The following is a 16,546-nucleotide window of genomic DNA, read 5'->3' on the forward strand; positions in this document are numbered from 1 at the left end:
ATTCTTATGCTCTTTTAAGAATTTTTTTAGGAGGACGTGTACCATTGTGTGGAGTAGGAGTTACATCTTTAACATCCTTAATTGTAAGTCCACTGGTTTCAATTTGTTTTCTAGCGGTACTTTTTCCTGGACCGATTCCTTTAACTAAAATTGAAACTTCTTTTAAGCCAAAATCTTTTGCTTTTTCTAAAGCAGCAGCGGCTGCTAAACCAGCTGCATAAGGGGTTTTTTTCTTAGTTCCTTTGTAACCAATTGCTCCTGATGATGATCAAGCAAAAACATTACCTTTTAAATCTGAAAATGAAACAATAGTATTTTGGTAAGTTGAGTGAATATGGGCAATACCTTGTGTTATAACTTTTTTATTCTTTTTAGCCATTATTATTTACCTTTCTTTCCTGCTATTGTTTTTCTTGGACCTTTTCTAGTTCTAGCATTTTTCTTAGTAGATTGTCCTCTAACTGGAAGTCCTTTTCTATGTCTAAGTCCACGGTATGATTTAATTTCCATTAATCTTTTAATGTTTAAGTTAATTTCTCTTCTTAAATCACCTTCAGTGGCATATTTTTTCGCTTCATCACGAATACGAGTTAATTCTTCTTCAGTTAAATCTTTAACTCTTTTTTCACCATCAACGTTTGCGTCAACTAAAATTTTAGCTGCTAATGGACGGCCGATTCCAAAAATATATGTTAATGAAATGCGAGCCTTTTTATTATTTGGAATTTCTATATTTAAAACTCTAGCCATTTTGATTATCCTTGTCTTTGTTTATGTTTTGGGTTAATACAGATAACTCTATTAACTCCGTGTCTTTTAATTATTTTGCAATCTTTACAAATGCGTTTGATTGAAGCTCTAACCTTCATATTTTCTCCTTATTTATGTCTAAAAACAATTCTACCCTTTGTCATCTCATAAGGGCTTAGTTCAACATCAACATGATCACCAGGGATCATACGAATATTGTGAAATGACATTTTTCCTGAAATCGTTGCTTTTATTGTTATGCCATTTTCTAATAAAACATCGTAATTTTGAGTTGAGTGCATTTTGATAATTTTGCCTGACATTTTTAGTGCATCTTTTGCCATTAAATATTTTCTCCTGATAAAATGTATGCTTGATTATTATCGATTAAAATGGTTTGTTCGTAATGTGCTGTATTAAACCCTAGTGGGTCATAGACAGTTCATCCATCATTTTTAACTAATACATTTTTTGATTTTTGCAATATCATAGGTTCAATGCATATAACCATACCATTGCGAATAATTTCGCCTGTATTTGATATTCCATCGTTATGTACAAATGGATCTTCATGTAAGTGACGACCAATACCATGACCTGTATATTCATCGGGAGTAAAGTATCCATTTTGACGAATGATATTTCCAATTGCATGGGAAATATCACCAATTCGTTTGCCAACTTTTATGGCATTAAAACCTGCATAGAAAGCGTCTTTTGCTATTTGAATTAATTTTCTATCATCTTCACTAATATTACCAACACCTTTGGTAAAAGCCGAATCAGAGTAGTATCCTTCTCAAATAACACCAGTATCAATTTTTATAATATCACCATCTTTAACAACGTAGTTGCTTGGGATACCATGAATTAATTCTTCATTGACTGATATACAACATGTAGCAGGAAAACCATATTGTCCTAAAAACGCTGGTTTTCCGCCTCTTTTTCTTATTTCTTTAAAAGCGACGCTATCAATTTCTTTTAAAGAAACGCCTGGGCTTATAAAGTCAAAAAGAATTTTTTTAACTTCTGCCAAGATTGAACATGCCTTTTTAATCTTTTCGATTTCAAATTGATTTTTAATAATTACCATTTTAAAGCGTCCTCAACATCTGAATATACTTTTTCAATTTCTTGGTAACCATTAACTTCAACCAGCATGTTCTTTTCCTTATAGTATTGAATTAAACATTCAGTTTGCATTTCATAAATCTTTAAACGTTTTTCAATTACCTCAGGTTCATCATCGGGTCTCTTTATGACTTTTGTGTGGCATTTTACACAAAGGTCATTTTCCAATGGCGTAAATAAATCCATGTGATAAATTGTTTTACAATTTGGGCATATTCTTCTTTTTGACAGTCTTTCAATAATTTGATCTTTTGTTATTTTTAGCAAAATAACTTTATCAATTTTCACATTTTGATTTTCTAATGAATCTAAAAAGGTGGCTTGATCAAATGTACGAGGGTAGCCATCAAGAATGAATGCCACTCCATCCTTAACTAAATCGATTAGTCTTGATTTAACGATTTCGTTAGTGATAGTATCGTCAACATATTTACCTGAATCCAAAATCTCTTTTACTCTATTGCCTAATGGTGTGTTATTTTTTATTTCTTGACGAAACATGTCACCAGTAGACAGCTGAAAGTATTGATGTCTTTTAACAAGTAAAGTGGCAATTGAACCTTTTCCAGCGCCAGGAGCACCTAAAAAGATTAAATTTGGTTTATGTTTTATCATATTAAGTCTTCCTCTTCTTCGCCGTAAACTTCTTTTAGTTCTCTAATTTGACGTCTCTTTCTTGCTAACTCTTGTGATTTATATCTAGCCTTAATTTGTTGAACAGTTTCATATGCTGTTGATACTAAAATCATAATGCTAGTTCCTCCAAAAGCTATTGCTGCTGGCATTCCAAACATTTGTTGAATAAATTGCAGCGCTCCTAGAGCAATTAAATATCCAGTCGAGAAAAACGATAATCTTAGAACAATATTTAGTAAATATGTTTCGGTTTGATCTCCCGGTCTAACACCAGGAATGAATGAACTACTTTTAGCAAAATCTTCACTGATTTTATCAATTCTTGATTGTTGAATACCCATTAAAATGGTTAAACCAAATGTTAATAAAACAAATAAGAAGAATCCTAAAGGTTGTGTTAGTTGTAAATTATTATTAACTCATTGATAATAGCGACTTGTATTCGGGTTAAACAAGTTAGCGATTAGCATAGGGACACTAAGAATCATCATTGAAAAAATAACACTCATTATTCCCGCCGGATTTGCTTTAATTGGTAGAAAACTTAATTCTTTTTCGTTTTTAGAAAGTCCAGCTCCAACCTGTTGAATTGGAATTCTTCTTTCAGCTATTGTGAATATAACAATAATGAATATTATTAGTAGGTATGATAGTAAATAAACACAGTAGTTTATGATTTCTTTTAATACCAAATTATTTTGTTTGGTTGATGGTACATAGAATTCAAAAGCATGTCTGAAGGTTGGAATTAAATTGTTAGCAATTCCAATAAAGATCATAATACTTGTTCCATTTCCCACACCTTTATTAGTGATTTGTTCACTCAAAAAAAGTGAGAAGAAAGCACCAGCTACTAAAATCATTGGTAAAATGAAATATTGATAAGCATTCATTCCGCTCGGTCCTAATATTGCTACTAATTTCGGATCAAAACTAATACCGAATCCTTGACTTTGAGTATTAGTTAGCGCCCTAGTAATAAAAATAGCTTGAAATACTGCGAAAATAAATGTTATTCCATAAGTTATGAAGTTAATTTTGATTCGCCCTTGTGGTCCTGATTGGCTCAACCGGTGAATAGCAGGAAAGGCTTTTGTTTGTAATATCATCAGTACTAGACTGGATGAAATAAACGGTCCGATCCCTAAGGCAACAATTGAAAATCTCCTCAATCCACCGCCACCTACAAGATTTAAAATTCCAAAGAAATCACCTTGGTTAAGACGATCTGCGTTGGAAATGTTTACACCGGGTATTGTAATGGTTCCTATTGCTAGAAAAAGTGTAATGATAAATAAGGTAATCAGAATTTTTTTAAATAAATCGTGATTTTTCCATCATTCTGATCACGTATTTTTTTTCTCAGTGAAAAACTTATCGATCGCTAATTTACGTTCGATTTTTTCATCATTAACTAGCCCTTCTAACTGTTTTTTTCTTGCCATTATTTAACCTCGATTTTGCCCCCAGCTTTTTCTACTGCTTCACGAGCAGATTTTGAAAGCGACAATACTTGAACAACTAATTTTTTAGTTAATTCGCCACTACCTAGTATTTTAACTGGTAATGAGCCTTTTATTAATTTTTTTTCAAATAAGGTTTCATATGAAACAATTTCGTTATCGTTGTAAACTCTCTCAAGATCTCTTAAGTTTACAACTTGGTATTCAACGTGATTTACATTATTAAAACCACGTTTTGGAATTCTTCTAAATAATGGTAATTGACCACCTTCGAATCCCATTCTTACTGTACTTCTTTTAGTTTGACCGCTTTGACCACGACCAGCTTGTTTACCTTTTCCAGCTGCATGTCCACGCCCAACACGATGTTTTTTAGGACGAGATCCTGGAGTGGGTTTCAAATTATTTAATTGCATAATTTCTCCTTAAATTTATTTAGATAGTAAATATTTAACATCGATATCACGTAGTTTAGCGATATCTTCAACTGTTCTAACTTTTTTAAGGGCTTTAATAGCAGCTTGAACAATATTTTGTTTGGTTCTTGAACCATATGTTTTTGTTGAAATATCGGTATAACCAGCTAATTCAACTACAGCACGTACAGTATTTGATGCGATAATTCCAGCACCTTTTGGAGCAGGACGTAATTGAATTTTTGAAGCTAAGAATTTTTCTGAAATTTCATGTGGAATAGTTCCTTCGACAATTGGAACAGAAAAAATGTGTTTTTGGGCATCTTTAACAGCTTTTTTGATAGCATCTTGTACTTCGTTTGCTTTTCCATGTCCAAATCCAACTTTACCTTTTTTATCACCAACAACTACGTAAGCTGAGAATGAGAATCTACGTCCACCCTTAACTACTGTTGTTACTCTGGCAATATCAATAACTTTTTCTTCATATAATTTTGGTTGTTGAACAACTGCTTTACGATCAGAGAATTGTTTTGGTTTTTTATCACTATGATTTGCACGCTTTTCAGCTAATAGAGGTGACTTAGTTCCCTTGTTAACTGGAGCGATAACTTTAGTTGATGTTGTATTATTTTCCATTGTTTTTTTTGTTTCTTCTGTCATTAGAATCTAATCCCTTCTTCTCTTAATATATCACAAAAGGCTGCTAATTTACCATGATAAATGTAACCAGAACGATCAAAGACGATTGTTTCAATATTTGCCTTTTTTAATTTTGAAGCAAATTCCTTTGCAACAAGTTTAACAGTTTCAATATTGTTACCTTTATTTGATAATTCTCTAGTTGATGATGAAGCTAATGTTGTGTGAGATAAGTCATTAACTGCTTGAGCATAAAAATGATGCAATGATTTAAAAACTACTACACGTGGTTTTGTCTCTGTACCTTTTGCTAGCTTGTTAGTTATTTTTAAATGTTTGGCTTTACGTTTTAAATTTCTTGATAACATAATAATTTCCTATAACTACTATTTAGCAGCAGTTTTCCCTTCTTTTCTTCTAATAACTTCACCTTTGTACATAATTCCTTTTCCTGAATATGGGCTTGGTCTTCTAATATTTCTAATATTAGCAGCAAATTCACCAACAGCTTGTTTATCAATTCCTGAAATAACAATGTTTGTAGGTTTAACAACTTCAACTTTTAGATTTGAAGGAAGTGGTAGCATCACAGGATGTGAATAACCAGCAATAACTTCAATTTCATTTCCCTTTAGAGTGGCTTTGTAACCAACCCCTTTAATTTCGATTTCTTTTTTGTAACCTTCTGAAACACCAATTAACATATTACTAATAATCGCATTGGTTGTTCCATGTAATTGTTTTGTAGCTTTTTCTTCGTTTGTTCTTAGAGTTTTGATTTGATTATTTTCAACAGATACTTGTATTAATGGAGAAAATGTATATTCCAATTCTCCTAAATTACCTTTAATAATAATGTGGTTATTTTCTAGTTTGATTTCAACATTCTTAGGAATTTCTAAAATTCTTTTACCAATTCTTGACATACTATTCCTATCACACAAAAGCGATTACTTCGCCACCTAAGTTGGCTTTTCTTGCTTCTTTATCTGTTAATAAACCTTTTGATGTTGAAATTATTGCTGTACCATATCCGCTTAATACACGTGGTAATTTTTCGCTTGGTGAATATACTTTTAAACCTGGTTTTGAAACCTTTTTTAATCCTGAAATAGCTGATTGATTTTGATTCATACCTTTGTATTTTAAAGTTATTTTAATTTCCTTAAATGAAGTTTTTTCATTTACGATAACTTCATAATTGGTAATGTATCCTTCACGTTTAACTATTTCTAAGATCTTTTCTTTTTTTACTGAATGAGGTAAAACTACTTCAGTGTATTTACGTGAAATAGCATTTTTCATTCTCACAAACATATCTGCTATTGGGTCAATAATAATTGCCATAATTATCAGCTCGCTTTCTTTACACCAGGAATTTTTCCTTCATGTGCTAATTTTCTAAAACAAATTCTACAAATTTTATATTTACGCAATACTGCGTGGACTCTTCCGCAAAGTTGGCAACGTGTGTACTTTCTTACGGCAAATTTTGGTTCACGTTCTGCTTTAACCATTAATGATTTTCTAGCCATATATTACTCCTTATAAATTGCCTTTTGCGAAAGGCATTCCTAAATGTTTCAATAATGCATAAGTTTCTTCATTTGACTTAGCAGAGGTTACAATAATAACGTCCATTCCTTTTAATTTACGAATTTTGTCATATGAAATTTCTGGGAAAATGATTTCTTCTTTTATACCGATGGCATAACTTCCACGGCCATCAAAACTTTTTAGTGATGTTCCATTAAAATCACGAACACGGGGTAAAGCAATATTAATTAATTTAGTTAAAAATGCTCACATTTTTTCGCGTCTCAAGGTAACTTTTCCGCCCATTGGCATACCTTCACGTAATTTTCATGATGCTAAAGATTTTTTAGCTTTGGTTTGGTATGGTTTTTGACCAGTGATTTGTGCTAGTTCAACCATAACTTCTTCAATAGCTTTTGAGTTTGATACTTCATTACCGGCAGTCATGTTAATAACAATCTTCTTTAATTTGGGAGCTTGCATAATGCTTGTATAGCCAAATTCTTTTACAAGTTCATTACGAACTGATGCAGTATATTTATTTTCTAGTGCTAATTTTTCTTGTTTCGCCATGCTTCTCTCCTTTATATTGTTTTATTAACTTTCTTCATTAGTCTTTGTTTTTTACCGGTTTTAGCGTCAATTTTTCAACCAATCTTTGATCCGATTGAATGTTGTCCTTCAGCGCCTTTTTTAGCTAAATAAGCAACATTTGACACGTGAATTGGGAATTCTTTTTTCTCAATTTTTCCTTCAGTGTTTTCTTGTGAAGGTTTGTGGTGCTTGGTTTTCATATTAATTTTTTTCAATGTTACAGTTTGATTTTTTAGATTTGTTTCTAAAACAGATGCAAATTTACCTTTGTCTTTACCTGAAATAATTAAAACCATATCGTTTTTTCTAATTTTAGCTTGAGCCATTATAAAACCTCCGGAGCTAATGAAATAACTTTTAGATAACCTTTATCACGTAATTCTCTTGCAACAGGTCCAAATACCCGTGTTCCTCTTAGAGAACCATCCTCTTTGATTAAAACAACAGCGTTATCATCAAATCTTATGTGAGAACCATTATCTCTAGCTAATCCTCTTTTTGTTCTAACAATAACTGCTTTAACAACTTGACCTTCTTTAACTACACCATTAGGAATTGCTTTTTTAATTGTAACAACAACAACATCACCAATATTAGTTGATTTAACGATTGAACCACCTAAGTTTTTAATGATCATAACTTCTTTTGCGCCTGAATTATCAGCGACATTACATCTAGAAAATTCTCTAAGCATTTTCAGTTCCCCCTAAGGCATGTGATCTAACTTCAACTAATCTAAAGTGTTTAGTTTTAGATAATGGTCTTGTTTCTTGAATTTTAACAACATCACCAATCTTAGCAATGTTCATTTCATCATGAACAGCAAATTTCTTCGATTTCTTAAAACGTTTTAAATACAATGGATGTTTTTCATAGGTTTCAACAACAACGGTAATTGTTTTATCATTTTTAGTTGAAACAACTGTACCAACTAATGTTTTACGGTGATTTTCTCTCATTTGTGATTCCATTATTTATTCCCTTCCATTTTTTTGGCATTTAGTGCAGTTAGTGTTCTAGCAATATCTTTTTTTACAAGTGATATTTTATGTACTTGGTCTAGTTGACGAGTTGAATTTTTAAAGCGCAAAGAAAATAGTTCTGCTCTCAAATTAGATAAAAGTTCTTCAAGTTCTTTTATTGACTTTTCTTTTAATTCTGAGTAAGACATATTACATTGCCCCCTTTGATTCTTGAGTTATTTCTTTTGATACGATTTTTCAAGTTACAGGTAATTTATGACCGCCAAGTCTTAAAGCATCTTTTAGAGTTTCAGTAGTATTTCCTAAAACTTCAAACATTACTGTTCCTTCTTTAACAACTGCAAATCATTGATCAGGAGATCCTTTACCAGAACCCATACGAACTCCAATAGGTTTTGAAGTTTTTGACATACTTGGGAAAATTTTAATAATAACTTTTCCTTCACGACCCATACGACGAGTAATAGCAATACGGGCTGCTTCAATTTGTCTAGCACTTACTCACGCTGAACTAGTTGATTTTAATCCAAATTCACCAAATGAAACAGTATTATTTCTATGTGCTTTTACTTTATCATGACGGATACGAAACATTTTTCTGTGTTTAGTTCTTTTTGGTTGAAGCATGTTTTTCACCGCCCTTTCTTGGTTTTCTTTGTATTTTTTGGGCTTCTAGTTCCATTGAATCACTAGAATCTTTCCCTAAGATTTCTCCTAATGATAATCAAACTTTAACACCTAAAATTCCATATGTTGTTTTGGCAGTTGTCATAGCATACTGTACATCTTGTCTTAAAGTATGTAGCTTCATTTCACCTTCGCTATAACCTTCAGTTCTAGCCATATCAACACCATTTAGCCGACCAGCAACTGAGGTTTTAATTCCTTTTGCTCCAGCTTTCATAGCACTTCTAATTGCAAATTTTTGTGCAAGTCTAAAACTTCCACGGTTTTCTAATTTAATGGCAATTCCTTCAGCTAAAAGTCTTGCATTTAAATCAGGGTTTTTTACTTCCAATACATTAATTGTTATATTAGCTTTTTTGTTTTTTAAGACTCTCTTTAGTTGTTGGGTTAAGTTCTTAACATTTTCCCCATTAGTTCCTAAAAAGGCAGCAGGTTTAGCGGTGTAAACCAAAACGATTGTGTGACCTTGTTGATCTCTTCTAATTTGAACTTTTCCAATTAAATATTCACGAACTTTTTTATCAAAGAAATTATAAATTTTTTGATCTTCTAATAAAAAGGTTGCAAAGTCTTTTTTATCTGAATATCAAGTTGAATTAAGATTTTTTGTAATTCCATAACGAAATCCATTTGGATTGACTTTTTGACCCATTATTTATCTCCTTTATTCATTAATTCATTCACTTCATTTGAAAATTCGGTTACTTCAATATAAAAATGACTAGTTCTTTTTAAAATAGGGTATGCCCTACCTCTTGAGTGAGGTTGAAATCTTTTTAATGTAGGTCCATCATTAACAAGAATTTTAGAAACATATAATTTAGTAGCATCAAGTCCTGCGTTATTAGTTGCATTAGCAATTGCAGAATTTAAAAGTTTAATAATAATTTCGGTTGCTTTTTTATTGGTATTTTTAAGAATTGTAAGGGCAGTATTAACTGATTTATAACGGATTAAGTCAGCAACTAATCTAGCTTTTCTTGGGCTGATTCTTTGCATTTTAACTGAGGCGTGAACAGTTTTGTTAAAAATATCATTCATGTTATTTCTTTCCCTTATCTGCGCCGTGACCGTTAAATGTTCTTGTTGGTGCGAATTCACCTAACTTATGTCCTACCATATCATTTGTTACAAATACATCTATAAAAGCATGACCATTGTGAACTTGGAATGTTAATCCAATAAAATCTGGATAAATAGTTGAACGTCTTGATCATGTTTTAATTGGACGTTTTGGTGCCTTATTATCTAAAATAGCAACAACTTTTTTCATTAAGTGATCATCCACAAATGGTTCTTTTTTCAATGAACGTGCCATTATTTACTTTCCTTTCTTCTTCTAATAATAAATTGATTTGATGCTTTTTTGGTTGCTCTTGTTTTAACACCAAGAGCTTTTTTACCTCATGGGGTCATAGGACTTTTTCTACCAATAGGTTGATGTCCTTCACCACCACCATGGGGGTGATCATTAGGGTTCATTGCCGAACCTCTAACAGTTGGTCTAATTCCTCTTAATCTGTTTCTACCGGCCTTACCAATGTTTACTAGTGAGTGTTCTTCGTTTCCAACTTCACCAATAGTTGCACGGCAAATGCCTAAGAATTTTCTTACTTCGCCAGATTTTAGTTTTAGGATTATATATCTTCCAGTTTCATCCTTACCTAAAATTTGTGCTGAGCTTCCGGCAGATCTCGCAACAATTCCACCTTGCTTTGGTTGTAATTCAATATTGTGAACAAATGTACCTTCGGGCATATCTTTTAATGCCATGTGGTTACCGACTTGAATATCTACTGCTTCCCCAGAAATAACAGTTTGACCAACTTTTATTCCCTTAGGACTTAGGATATATCTTTTTTCACCATCTCTATAAACAACTAACGAAATGTTTGCCGATCTATTTGGATCATATTCAATAGTTTTAACTGTTCCCGGTATTCCATCTTTGTTTCTTTTGAAATCGATGATACGATAAAATCTCTTTAATCTACCACCATGGTGACGGGTTGTAATTTTTCCTTGATTATTTCTTCCTGAACGAGAAGGAAGAGTTACAAGTAATGACTTTTCTGGCGCGTGACCAGTTAAGTTTGCCTGGTAATCAAGAGAAGACATATTACGACGTCCGTTTGTATAAGCTTTAAATTTCTTAATAGCCATATCTTTCTCTCTTTCTTAAAAATATTTTTTTCTTTTAAGAATTATAATTTTCATTTAAATTAATTTTATATTCATTCAAAATTAATTATTTTTCTTGATTTTAGTAGTTTGATAAGCACTTGCAGCACTATCAAAATTTTATTTTTTTTACTATTTTTTAGTTTTTTTAGCAGTTTGTTCTTCAGCTTGTAACTCTTTGCCTTCTAATTCTGCTTTTGGTTTCGAAGTTTTCTTAGAAGCTTCTGCCTTTTTAATTTTTTCAGCTGCTTTTAACTCAGCTTCTGATAAGGTTTTTTCAGCTTTCTTAGCTGGTTTTTCAGTACTTTCGCTCTTATCATTTTTTGCCTCGTCAGCAAATAAAATAATTTTTGATTCTTTATCTAAGTAAACAATAGCTTTTTTAACAGCGTTTTTAAATCCGGCAAATCTTCCTAATTTAGCTGGCTTTTTATCATAGTTAATAATGTTTACTTTTAGAACTTTAACATCGAAAATAAATTCAACTGCTTTTTTAACTTCAACTTTATTTGTACGTTTATCAACAACAAAGGTGTAAACGTTTTGACCTGAACGAGAAATTTCAGATTTTTCTGTTAAAACTGGATACTTAATAACTTCATTTACATTCATTATTTTGCCATCCCTTCTAAGAATTTAATTTCTTCTGATCCGATTACAAGTACATCGGCTGCCAATAATGCTTCAACTGATAAGCTTGAAATTTTAGAAATTTTAACGTTTGGTAAATTTCTTGCTGACATAAATAATGTTTCATTTGAAGATACAATTAATATATTATTCAAATTAGCTAAATCGTCTTTTGATAATTCAACTAATAATGCTCTAGTTGAAATTTTTTCTAATTGAAAATCTTTAACAAGAACCGCATTATCTTTAGCTAGTAGTGATAGTGCTGAGAATAAGGCATTTCTTCTTGCTTTTTTATTAATTTTTAAATCGTAGTTTCTTTCAACTGTTGGTCCAAAGGCTCTACCACCACCTACAAAGATAGGTGATCTTAGTGAACCACTACGAGCTCTACCAGTGTGTTTTTGATCTCATGGTTTTTTACCAGTACCGCTAACTTCACCACGATTTTTAACTTTGTGAGTTGCTAATCTTTTTGCTCCTCTTTCAGCTAAAATTGCATCAAAGATTGCTTGATTGTAAATTCTTTCTAATCCAAATACTGATTTTGGTAATTTAGTTGTATCGAAATTGAATTTTCTTTTACTGCTAATCTTTTTGGTTGTAATAGGAACTCTTTTTGGTAATGTTTTATCAACAAGGTTTTCTTTTTCGATAAATTCAATTGCTTTAGTATTTTCAACTTTAGATTGAGTAACTTTTGAAACAATAATTTTAGCCTTTTCGATATTAACTGATCCACGGTATGCACCATCACGATGGAATCATACTCTAGTATCGTTTTTAGTTTTTTCACTAACTCTAATAAATTCTTCGACTGCTTCAAAAAAGTTAGGGAAGTTTCCTGAAATTTTCTTATTTGCTTTTTTGAAATTAAATGAAATATTTCTTTGTTTATCAAACTTTTCAGAGATGTAAAATTTTTCTAATAATGATTTTTTTGCCATTATTTTTCTCCTTCTGGTTCTGATTTTTCGGCTTTAGCAATTGCTTCATCCAAAGCCAATTTCATTTCTTTTACCGACATTTCCATGTTTAATTCCAAATTGTATTTTTTAGCATGTTCGAAAATTTCATTTTTAGCTAAGGCTTCTTTTAAGTTAACCAATTTAATTGGTGTTCTCTTTTGAACTGATTTTTTAGCGTTTTTAATAACTAGAAACGCACCTTTAGCTCCAGGTACACTACCTTTAATAATTAAAAGATTGTTTTCTGCATCTTCTTTAATAACTTCTAGATTTTGAACAGTAACTTGTTCAGCTCCTAGATGTCCAGGCATTGTCATACCTTTTCAAACTCTATTTCCAGAAATATCTCCAATAGAACCGGTTTGTCTTATTGGTTGAGATCCACCACCACCACCATGTGATTTTGGTCCGATGTGTTGGTTTCATCTTTTAATAGCACCTGCAAATCCTTTTCCTTTTGAAATTGAAGTAACATCAACGATGTCTCCGGCTTCAAAAATAGAAGTATCTAAAGTGTCACCCAAGTTGTATCCGGTCATATTACGGATTTCTTTTACGAAGCGCTTAGGTGTTGTATTTGATTGTTTGAAATAGTTAATTTCAGGATTTTTAATTTGTGATTTTTTCTTATCTTCAACAGATAGCTGAGTTGCAACATATCCATTTTTTTCTGAAGTAAGAATTTTAGTAACAACATTTGGTTTAACTTCTATAACTGTTGCAGGAATTAGTTTTCCTTCAGCAGTAAATAGTTGAGTCATTCCAACTTTTCTTCCTAAGATTCCTTTCATGTTTTTTCCTTTCAAAATTTAAATTTAAATGTTTTTAAAATAAAAACAAAGTCTAATTATTTTACTAATTAGATTTTAAGCTAATTTGAACACCAGCTGGCAATTCCAATCTTTTTGCCTTGTCAATTAATGTATCAGAAACCTCTGATAAAATAATTAAACGTTTGTGGGTTCTAGATTCAAATTGTTCACGAGACTTTTTGTTAACGTGAACAGATCTTAAAATGGTTATAATTTCTCTACGAGTTGGCAGAGGAATTGGGCCACTAATTTTTGCATTTTCTGCTTTTGCTAATAAAACAACTTTTTTAGCTGCATCATCAACTAATTGGGCATCAAAAGCTTTGATTTTAATTTCTAACTTCATAGTTTGTTCTCCTTCTTCAATTTACTGAAGCGACTCCACACAAGTTATCGAATGCTAAGATGAACAACTAAGCTCGGCATATCGTAACCTCGTGTTTCCAAGTCACAATTTCATGTTAATTATAACAAATAATAATTTTTTATGATTTTTTTATTCTAAAATATGTGATATTTTTTGGAAAGTAAAAAAACTACCCGGTAGTAATAAAATAATAGTTGAAAAGCACCTAGTATCTGCAAACCAAAATAAAAATATATAAATAAAAAAATGACTAAATCTAGTAAAATTAAAGTTAAAACTTACTATATAAATAATAGTATAGAAAATATTTTTAAGGAGAAATATGAAAAAAACAATTTTTGATGAAGATAAATACCTTGAAAAAATGGACAAATGATTTAGAGCCGCAAATTTTTTAAGTGTTGCACAAATTTATCTTAGAGATAATCCTTTGCTTAAACAAAAATTAACAAAAGATGATGTTAAATTATATCCAATTGGACACTGAGGAACAATTCCTGGCCAAAACTTTATATATGCTCATTTAAATAGAGTTATCAACAAATATGACCTAGAAATGTTCTACATTGAAGGTCCTGGACACGGTGGACAAGTTATGATTTCAAATTCATATCTTGATGGCTCATACACAGAAATATATCCAGAAATTTCACAAGATGAAACCGGTCTTAAAAAGATGTTTAAGAGATTTTCATTCCCTGGTGGAACAGCAAGTCATGCAGCACCTGAAACACCTGGTTCTATTCACGAAGGTGGAGAATTAGGGTATTCATTAAGTCATGCTACAGGAGCTGTACTTGATAATCCAGATGTTATTGCTGCTACAGTAATAGGTGATGGCGAAGCGGAAACTGGACCACTAGCTGCCGGTTGATTCTCAAATGTATTTATCAACCCAGTAAATGATGGAACAGTTTTACCAATCCTTCACTTAAACGGTGGAAAAATTTCTAATCCTACAATTCTTGCTCGTAAATCAGATGAAGAATTAAAATCTTATTTCCTTGGACTTGGATGAAATCCAATTTTTGTAACCCATAAAGAAAGTGAAAATCATTTAGAAAATCACAGCATTATGGCTAAGGCAATGGACCAAGCTATTGAAGAAATTTTAGCAATTAGAAAAAACGCTAGAAAACACTCAGCAAAAGAAGCCACTAGACCAAATTGACCAGTTATGATCGTTAGAACTCCAAAGGGTTGAACTGGACCTAAAACATGAAATAATGAAGCTGTTGAAGGATGCTTTAGAGCTCACCAAGTTCCAATTCCTGTTTCAGCTTTCAAAATGGAAAAAATCGATGCTCTTGAAGATTGACTAATGTCATACAAACCACATGAACTTTTTGATAAAAATGGAAAAATTATCAAAGAAATTAGCGATATTGCTCCAAAAGGCTTAAAGAGAATGGCAGTTCATCCAATTACAAATGGTGGTATTAACGCTAAATTATTAAAATTAGATGATTGAAGAAAATATGCTTTAGACTTCAAAAAGCCTGGCGAAATAAAAGCGCAAGACATGGCTGAAATGTCTAAATATATTGCAAAAATTATTACTGATAATAAGGATAATTTTAGAGTATTTGGGCCTGATGAAACTAAATCTAACCGTCTATTTAGTTTATTTGAAGTTACACAACGTCAATGACTAGAAAAAAGCATTCAAAAATACGATGAATGAATTAGTCCAGAAGGAAGAATTATTGATTCGCAATTAAGCGAACACCAAGCCGAAGGTTTTCTAGAAGGGTATGTTTTAACTGGAAGACATGGTTTCTTTGCTTCATATGAATCATTTTTAAGAGTTGTAGACTCAATGTTAACTCAACATATGAAATGAATTAAGAAATCATTAGAATTGAAATGAAGAGCAGATTTTCCATCACTAAACATCATTGCTACTTCAAATGCCTTCCAACAAGACCATAATGGTTATACACATCAAGATCCAGGAATTTTAGGTCACCTAGCAGATAAGCGTCCTGAATTAATTCGTGAATATTTGCCCGGTGATACCAACACTTTACTTGCGGTAATGGAAAAGTCATTTAAGGAAAGAAATGTAATTAACTTAATTGTAGCGTCAAAACAACCGAGAGAGCAATTCTTCACCGTTAAAGAAGCTGAAGAACTAGTAAACAAAGGTTACAAAGTTATTGATTGAGCATCTAACGTTTCTGAAAACGAAGAACCAGACATCGTTTTTGTTTCATCTGGTGTTGAATCAAACTTAGAATCACTAGCAGCAATCTCAATTATGCATAAAGCATTTCCAAAATTAAAAATAAGATATGTGAATGTTGTTGACTTACTAAAACTAAGATCGCCAAAAATTGACCCAAGAGGAATTAGTGACGAAGAATTTGATAAAGTCTTTACTACAGACAAGCCAATTATGTTTGCATTCCATGGTTATGAAGGTTTAATTCGTGACATCTTCTTTACCAGAAAAAATAGAAATCTAATGGTTCATGGATACCGTGAAAATGGAGATATTACTACAAGTTTTGATATAAGACAATTAAGTGATATGGACCGTTTCCACATCTCAATTGATGCCGCTAAAATGGTATACGGCGAAAAATCAAAAGCATTTGTTAAAGAAATGGAAAAGAAAATTGCCGACCATAAAGAATACATTAGAAATTATGGTTATGATATGCCAGAAATTATTGATTGAAAATGAGAAAATATTAATAAATAAAAGGCATATTTTATAGCAATTTTGATAAAATAGTATAAGT

At 31.6% G+C, this 16,546-nt stretch carries 28 protein-coding genes; 1 reads left to right on the top strand and 27 read right to left on the bottom strand.

Features of this window, described 5'->3' with window-relative positions:
- Nucleotides 1–4 precede the first annotated feature (4 nt).
- From rpsK to rpsJ, 27 genes are all read right to left on the bottom strand, one after another.
- A complete protein-coding gene (gene rpsK, locus HGG64_RS00265; protein ID WP_114190754.1) occupies nucleotides 5–379 on the bottom strand; it encodes a 30S ribosomal protein S11 in 375 nt (124 codons plus the stop codon).
- 2 nt (nucleotides 380–381) lie between these two features.
- Nucleotides 382–750, bottom strand: coding sequence for a 30S ribosomal protein S13 (gene rpsM / locus HGG64_RS00270; protein ID WP_169579989.1), 369 nt, complete (start codon nucleotides 748–750; stop codon nucleotides 382–384).
- A 5-nt stretch (nucleotides 751–755) separates the two neighbouring features.
- Nucleotides 756–869, bottom strand: coding sequence for a 50S ribosomal protein L36 (gene rpmJ, locus HGG64_RS00275; RefSeq protein WP_002881082.1), 114 nt, complete (start codon nucleotides 867–869; stop codon nucleotides 756–758).
- 9 nt (nucleotides 870–878) lie between these two features.
- A complete protein-coding gene (gene infA / locus HGG64_RS00280; RefSeq protein WP_114190752.1) occupies nucleotides 879–1,094 on the bottom strand; it encodes a translation initiation factor IF-1 in 216 nt (71 codons plus the stop codon).
- Complete coding sequence (gene map, locus HGG64_RS00285; protein WP_169579990.1) at nucleotides 1,094–1,846, bottom strand: type I methionyl aminopeptidase; 753 nt, start codon at nucleotides 1,844–1,846, stop codon at nucleotides 1,094–1,096. Before map ends, infA begins: the two co-directional genes overlap by 1 nt.
- A complete protein-coding gene (locus HGG64_RS00290) occupies nucleotides 1,840–2,499 on the bottom strand; it encodes an adenylate kinase (protein WP_169579991.1) in 660 nt (219 codons plus the stop codon). The genes map and HGG64_RS00290 overlap by 7 nt, the downstream gene beginning before the upstream one ends.
- Entirely contained in the window at nucleotides 2,493–3,965 is a 1,473-nt protein-coding gene (gene secY / locus HGG64_RS00295; RefSeq protein ID WP_169579992.1) for a preprotein translocase subunit SecY, read from the bottom strand. Before secY ends, HGG64_RS00290 begins: the two co-directional genes overlap by 7 nt.
- A complete protein-coding gene (rplO, locus tag HGG64_RS00300; protein WP_169579993.1) occupies nucleotides 3,965–4,399 on the bottom strand; it encodes a 50S ribosomal protein L15 in 435 nt (144 codons plus the stop codon). Before rplO ends, secY begins: the two co-directional genes overlap by 1 nt.
- Before the next feature lie 15 nt (nucleotides 4,400–4,414).
- Entirely contained in the window at nucleotides 4,415–5,062 is a 648-nt protein-coding gene (gene rpsE, locus HGG64_RS00305; RefSeq protein WP_169579994.1) for a 30S ribosomal protein S5, read from the bottom strand.
- Complete coding sequence (gene rplR, locus HGG64_RS00310; RefSeq protein WP_169579995.1) at nucleotides 5,062–5,409, bottom strand: 50S ribosomal protein L18; 348 nt, start codon at nucleotides 5,407–5,409, stop codon at nucleotides 5,062–5,064. Before rplR ends, rpsE begins: the two co-directional genes overlap by 1 nt.
- Before the next feature lie 18 nt (nucleotides 5,410–5,427).
- Nucleotides 5,428–5,967, bottom strand: coding sequence for a 50S ribosomal protein L6 (gene rplF, locus HGG64_RS00315; protein ID WP_169579996.1), 540 nt, complete (start codon nucleotides 5,965–5,967; stop codon nucleotides 5,428–5,430).
- Nucleotides 5,968–5,974: 7 nt separating this feature from the next.
- Complete coding sequence (gene rpsH, locus HGG64_RS00320) at nucleotides 5,975–6,388, bottom strand: 30S ribosomal protein S8 (protein WP_169579997.1); 414 nt, start codon at nucleotides 6,386–6,388, stop codon at nucleotides 5,975–5,977.
- A gap of 2 nt (nucleotides 6,389–6,390) precedes the next feature.
- Complete coding sequence (locus HGG64_RS00325) at nucleotides 6,391–6,576, bottom strand: type Z 30S ribosomal protein S14 (RefSeq protein ID WP_114190743.1); 186 nt, start codon at nucleotides 6,574–6,576, stop codon at nucleotides 6,391–6,393.
- Nucleotides 6,577–6,586: 10 nt separating this feature from the next.
- Nucleotides 6,587–7,150: a 50S ribosomal protein L5 gene (gene rplE / locus HGG64_RS00330; RefSeq protein ID WP_169579998.1), complete on the bottom strand. Its 564-nt coding sequence runs from the start codon at nucleotides 7,148–7,150 to the stop codon at nucleotides 6,587–6,589.
- 11 nt (nucleotides 7,151–7,161) lie between these two features.
- On the bottom strand, nucleotides 7,162–7,497 hold the full coding sequence (rplX, locus tag HGG64_RS00335) for a 50S ribosomal protein L24 (protein WP_169579999.1): 336 nt from the start codon (nucleotides 7,495–7,497) through the stop codon (nucleotides 7,162–7,164).
- On the bottom strand, nucleotides 7,497–7,865 hold the full coding sequence (gene rplN, locus HGG64_RS00340; protein ID WP_114190740.1) for a 50S ribosomal protein L14: 369 nt from the start codon (nucleotides 7,863–7,865) through the stop codon (nucleotides 7,497–7,499). Before rplN ends, rplX begins: the two co-directional genes overlap by 1 nt.
- Nucleotides 7,858–8,142: a 30S ribosomal protein S17 gene (gene rpsQ, locus HGG64_RS00345; protein WP_205518360.1), complete on the bottom strand. Its 285-nt coding sequence runs from the start codon at nucleotides 8,140–8,142 to the stop codon at nucleotides 7,858–7,860. Before rpsQ ends, rplN begins: the two co-directional genes overlap by 8 nt.
- Nucleotides 8,142–8,342, bottom strand: a complete 201-nt coding sequence (gene rpmC / locus HGG64_RS00350) for a 50S ribosomal protein L29 (protein ID WP_169580000.1) — start codon at nucleotides 8,340–8,342, stop codon at nucleotides 8,142–8,144. The genes rpsQ and rpmC overlap by 1 nt, the downstream gene beginning before the upstream one ends.
- A 1-nt stretch (nucleotide 8,343) precedes the next feature.
- Nucleotides 8,344–8,781: a 50S ribosomal protein L16 gene (gene rplP / locus HGG64_RS00355; RefSeq protein WP_169580001.1), complete on the bottom strand. Its 438-nt coding sequence runs from the start codon at nucleotides 8,779–8,781 to the stop codon at nucleotides 8,344–8,346.
- Nucleotides 8,759–9,493: a 30S ribosomal protein S3 gene (gene rpsC / locus HGG64_RS00360; RefSeq protein ID WP_169580002.1), complete on the bottom strand. Its 735-nt coding sequence runs from the start codon at nucleotides 9,491–9,493 to the stop codon at nucleotides 8,759–8,761. Before rpsC ends, rplP begins: the two co-directional genes overlap by 23 nt.
- On the bottom strand, nucleotides 9,493–9,882 hold the full coding sequence (rplV, locus tag HGG64_RS00365; protein ID WP_169580003.1) for a 50S ribosomal protein L22: 390 nt from the start codon (nucleotides 9,880–9,882) through the stop codon (nucleotides 9,493–9,495). Before rplV ends, rpsC begins: the two co-directional genes overlap by 1 nt.
- Nucleotide 9,883: 1 nt before the next feature.
- Nucleotides 9,884–10,159, bottom strand: coding sequence for a 30S ribosomal protein S19 (gene rpsS, locus HGG64_RS00370; protein WP_114190734.1), 276 nt, complete (start codon nucleotides 10,157–10,159; stop codon nucleotides 9,884–9,886).
- Complete coding sequence (gene rplB / locus HGG64_RS00375; RefSeq protein WP_169580004.1) at nucleotides 10,159–11,004, bottom strand: 50S ribosomal protein L2; 846 nt, start codon at nucleotides 11,002–11,004, stop codon at nucleotides 10,159–10,161. Before rplB ends, rpsS begins: the two co-directional genes overlap by 1 nt.
- A 150-nt stretch (nucleotides 11,005–11,154) precedes the next feature.
- Nucleotides 11,155–11,634: a 50S ribosomal protein L23 gene (gene rplW, locus HGG64_RS00380; RefSeq protein WP_169580005.1), complete on the bottom strand. Its 480-nt coding sequence runs from the start codon at nucleotides 11,632–11,634 to the stop codon at nucleotides 11,155–11,157.
- Entirely contained in the window at nucleotides 11,634–12,599 is a 966-nt protein-coding gene (gene rplD / locus HGG64_RS00385; protein WP_169580006.1) for a 50S ribosomal protein L4, read from the bottom strand. Before rplD ends, rplW begins: the two co-directional genes overlap by 1 nt.
- Nucleotides 12,599–13,411 carry a 50S ribosomal protein L3 gene (gene rplC / locus HGG64_RS00390; protein ID WP_169580007.1) on the bottom strand — a complete coding sequence of 271 codons (813 nt, stop codon included), beginning with the start codon at nucleotides 13,409–13,411 and terminating at the stop codon, nucleotides 12,599–12,601. The genes rplD and rplC overlap by 1 nt, the downstream gene beginning before the upstream one ends.
- A gap of 64 nt (nucleotides 13,412–13,475) precedes the next feature.
- Nucleotides 13,476–13,778 carry a 30S ribosomal protein S10 gene (gene rpsJ, locus HGG64_RS00395; protein WP_169580008.1) on the bottom strand — a complete coding sequence of 101 codons (303 nt, stop codon included), beginning with the start codon at nucleotides 13,776–13,778 and terminating at the stop codon, nucleotides 13,476–13,478.
- A 343-nt stretch (nucleotides 13,779–14,121) separates the two neighbouring features.
- On the opposite strand from rpsJ, the gene HGG64_RS00400 reads away from it, so the two are divergent.
- Nucleotides 14,122–16,506, top strand: a complete 2,385-nt coding sequence (locus tag HGG64_RS00400; protein WP_169580009.1) for a phosphoketolase family protein — start codon at nucleotides 14,122–14,124, stop codon at nucleotides 16,504–16,506.
- The last annotated feature ends 40 nt before the right edge of the window (nucleotides 16,507–16,546 follow it).

Origin of the sequence: Mycoplasma phocoeninasale, assembly GCF_012934885.1 — a bacterium.
Classification (GTDB): domain Bacteria; phylum Bacillota_I; class Bacilli_A; order Mycoplasmatales; family Metamycoplasmataceae; genus Metamycoplasma; species Metamycoplasma phocoeninasale.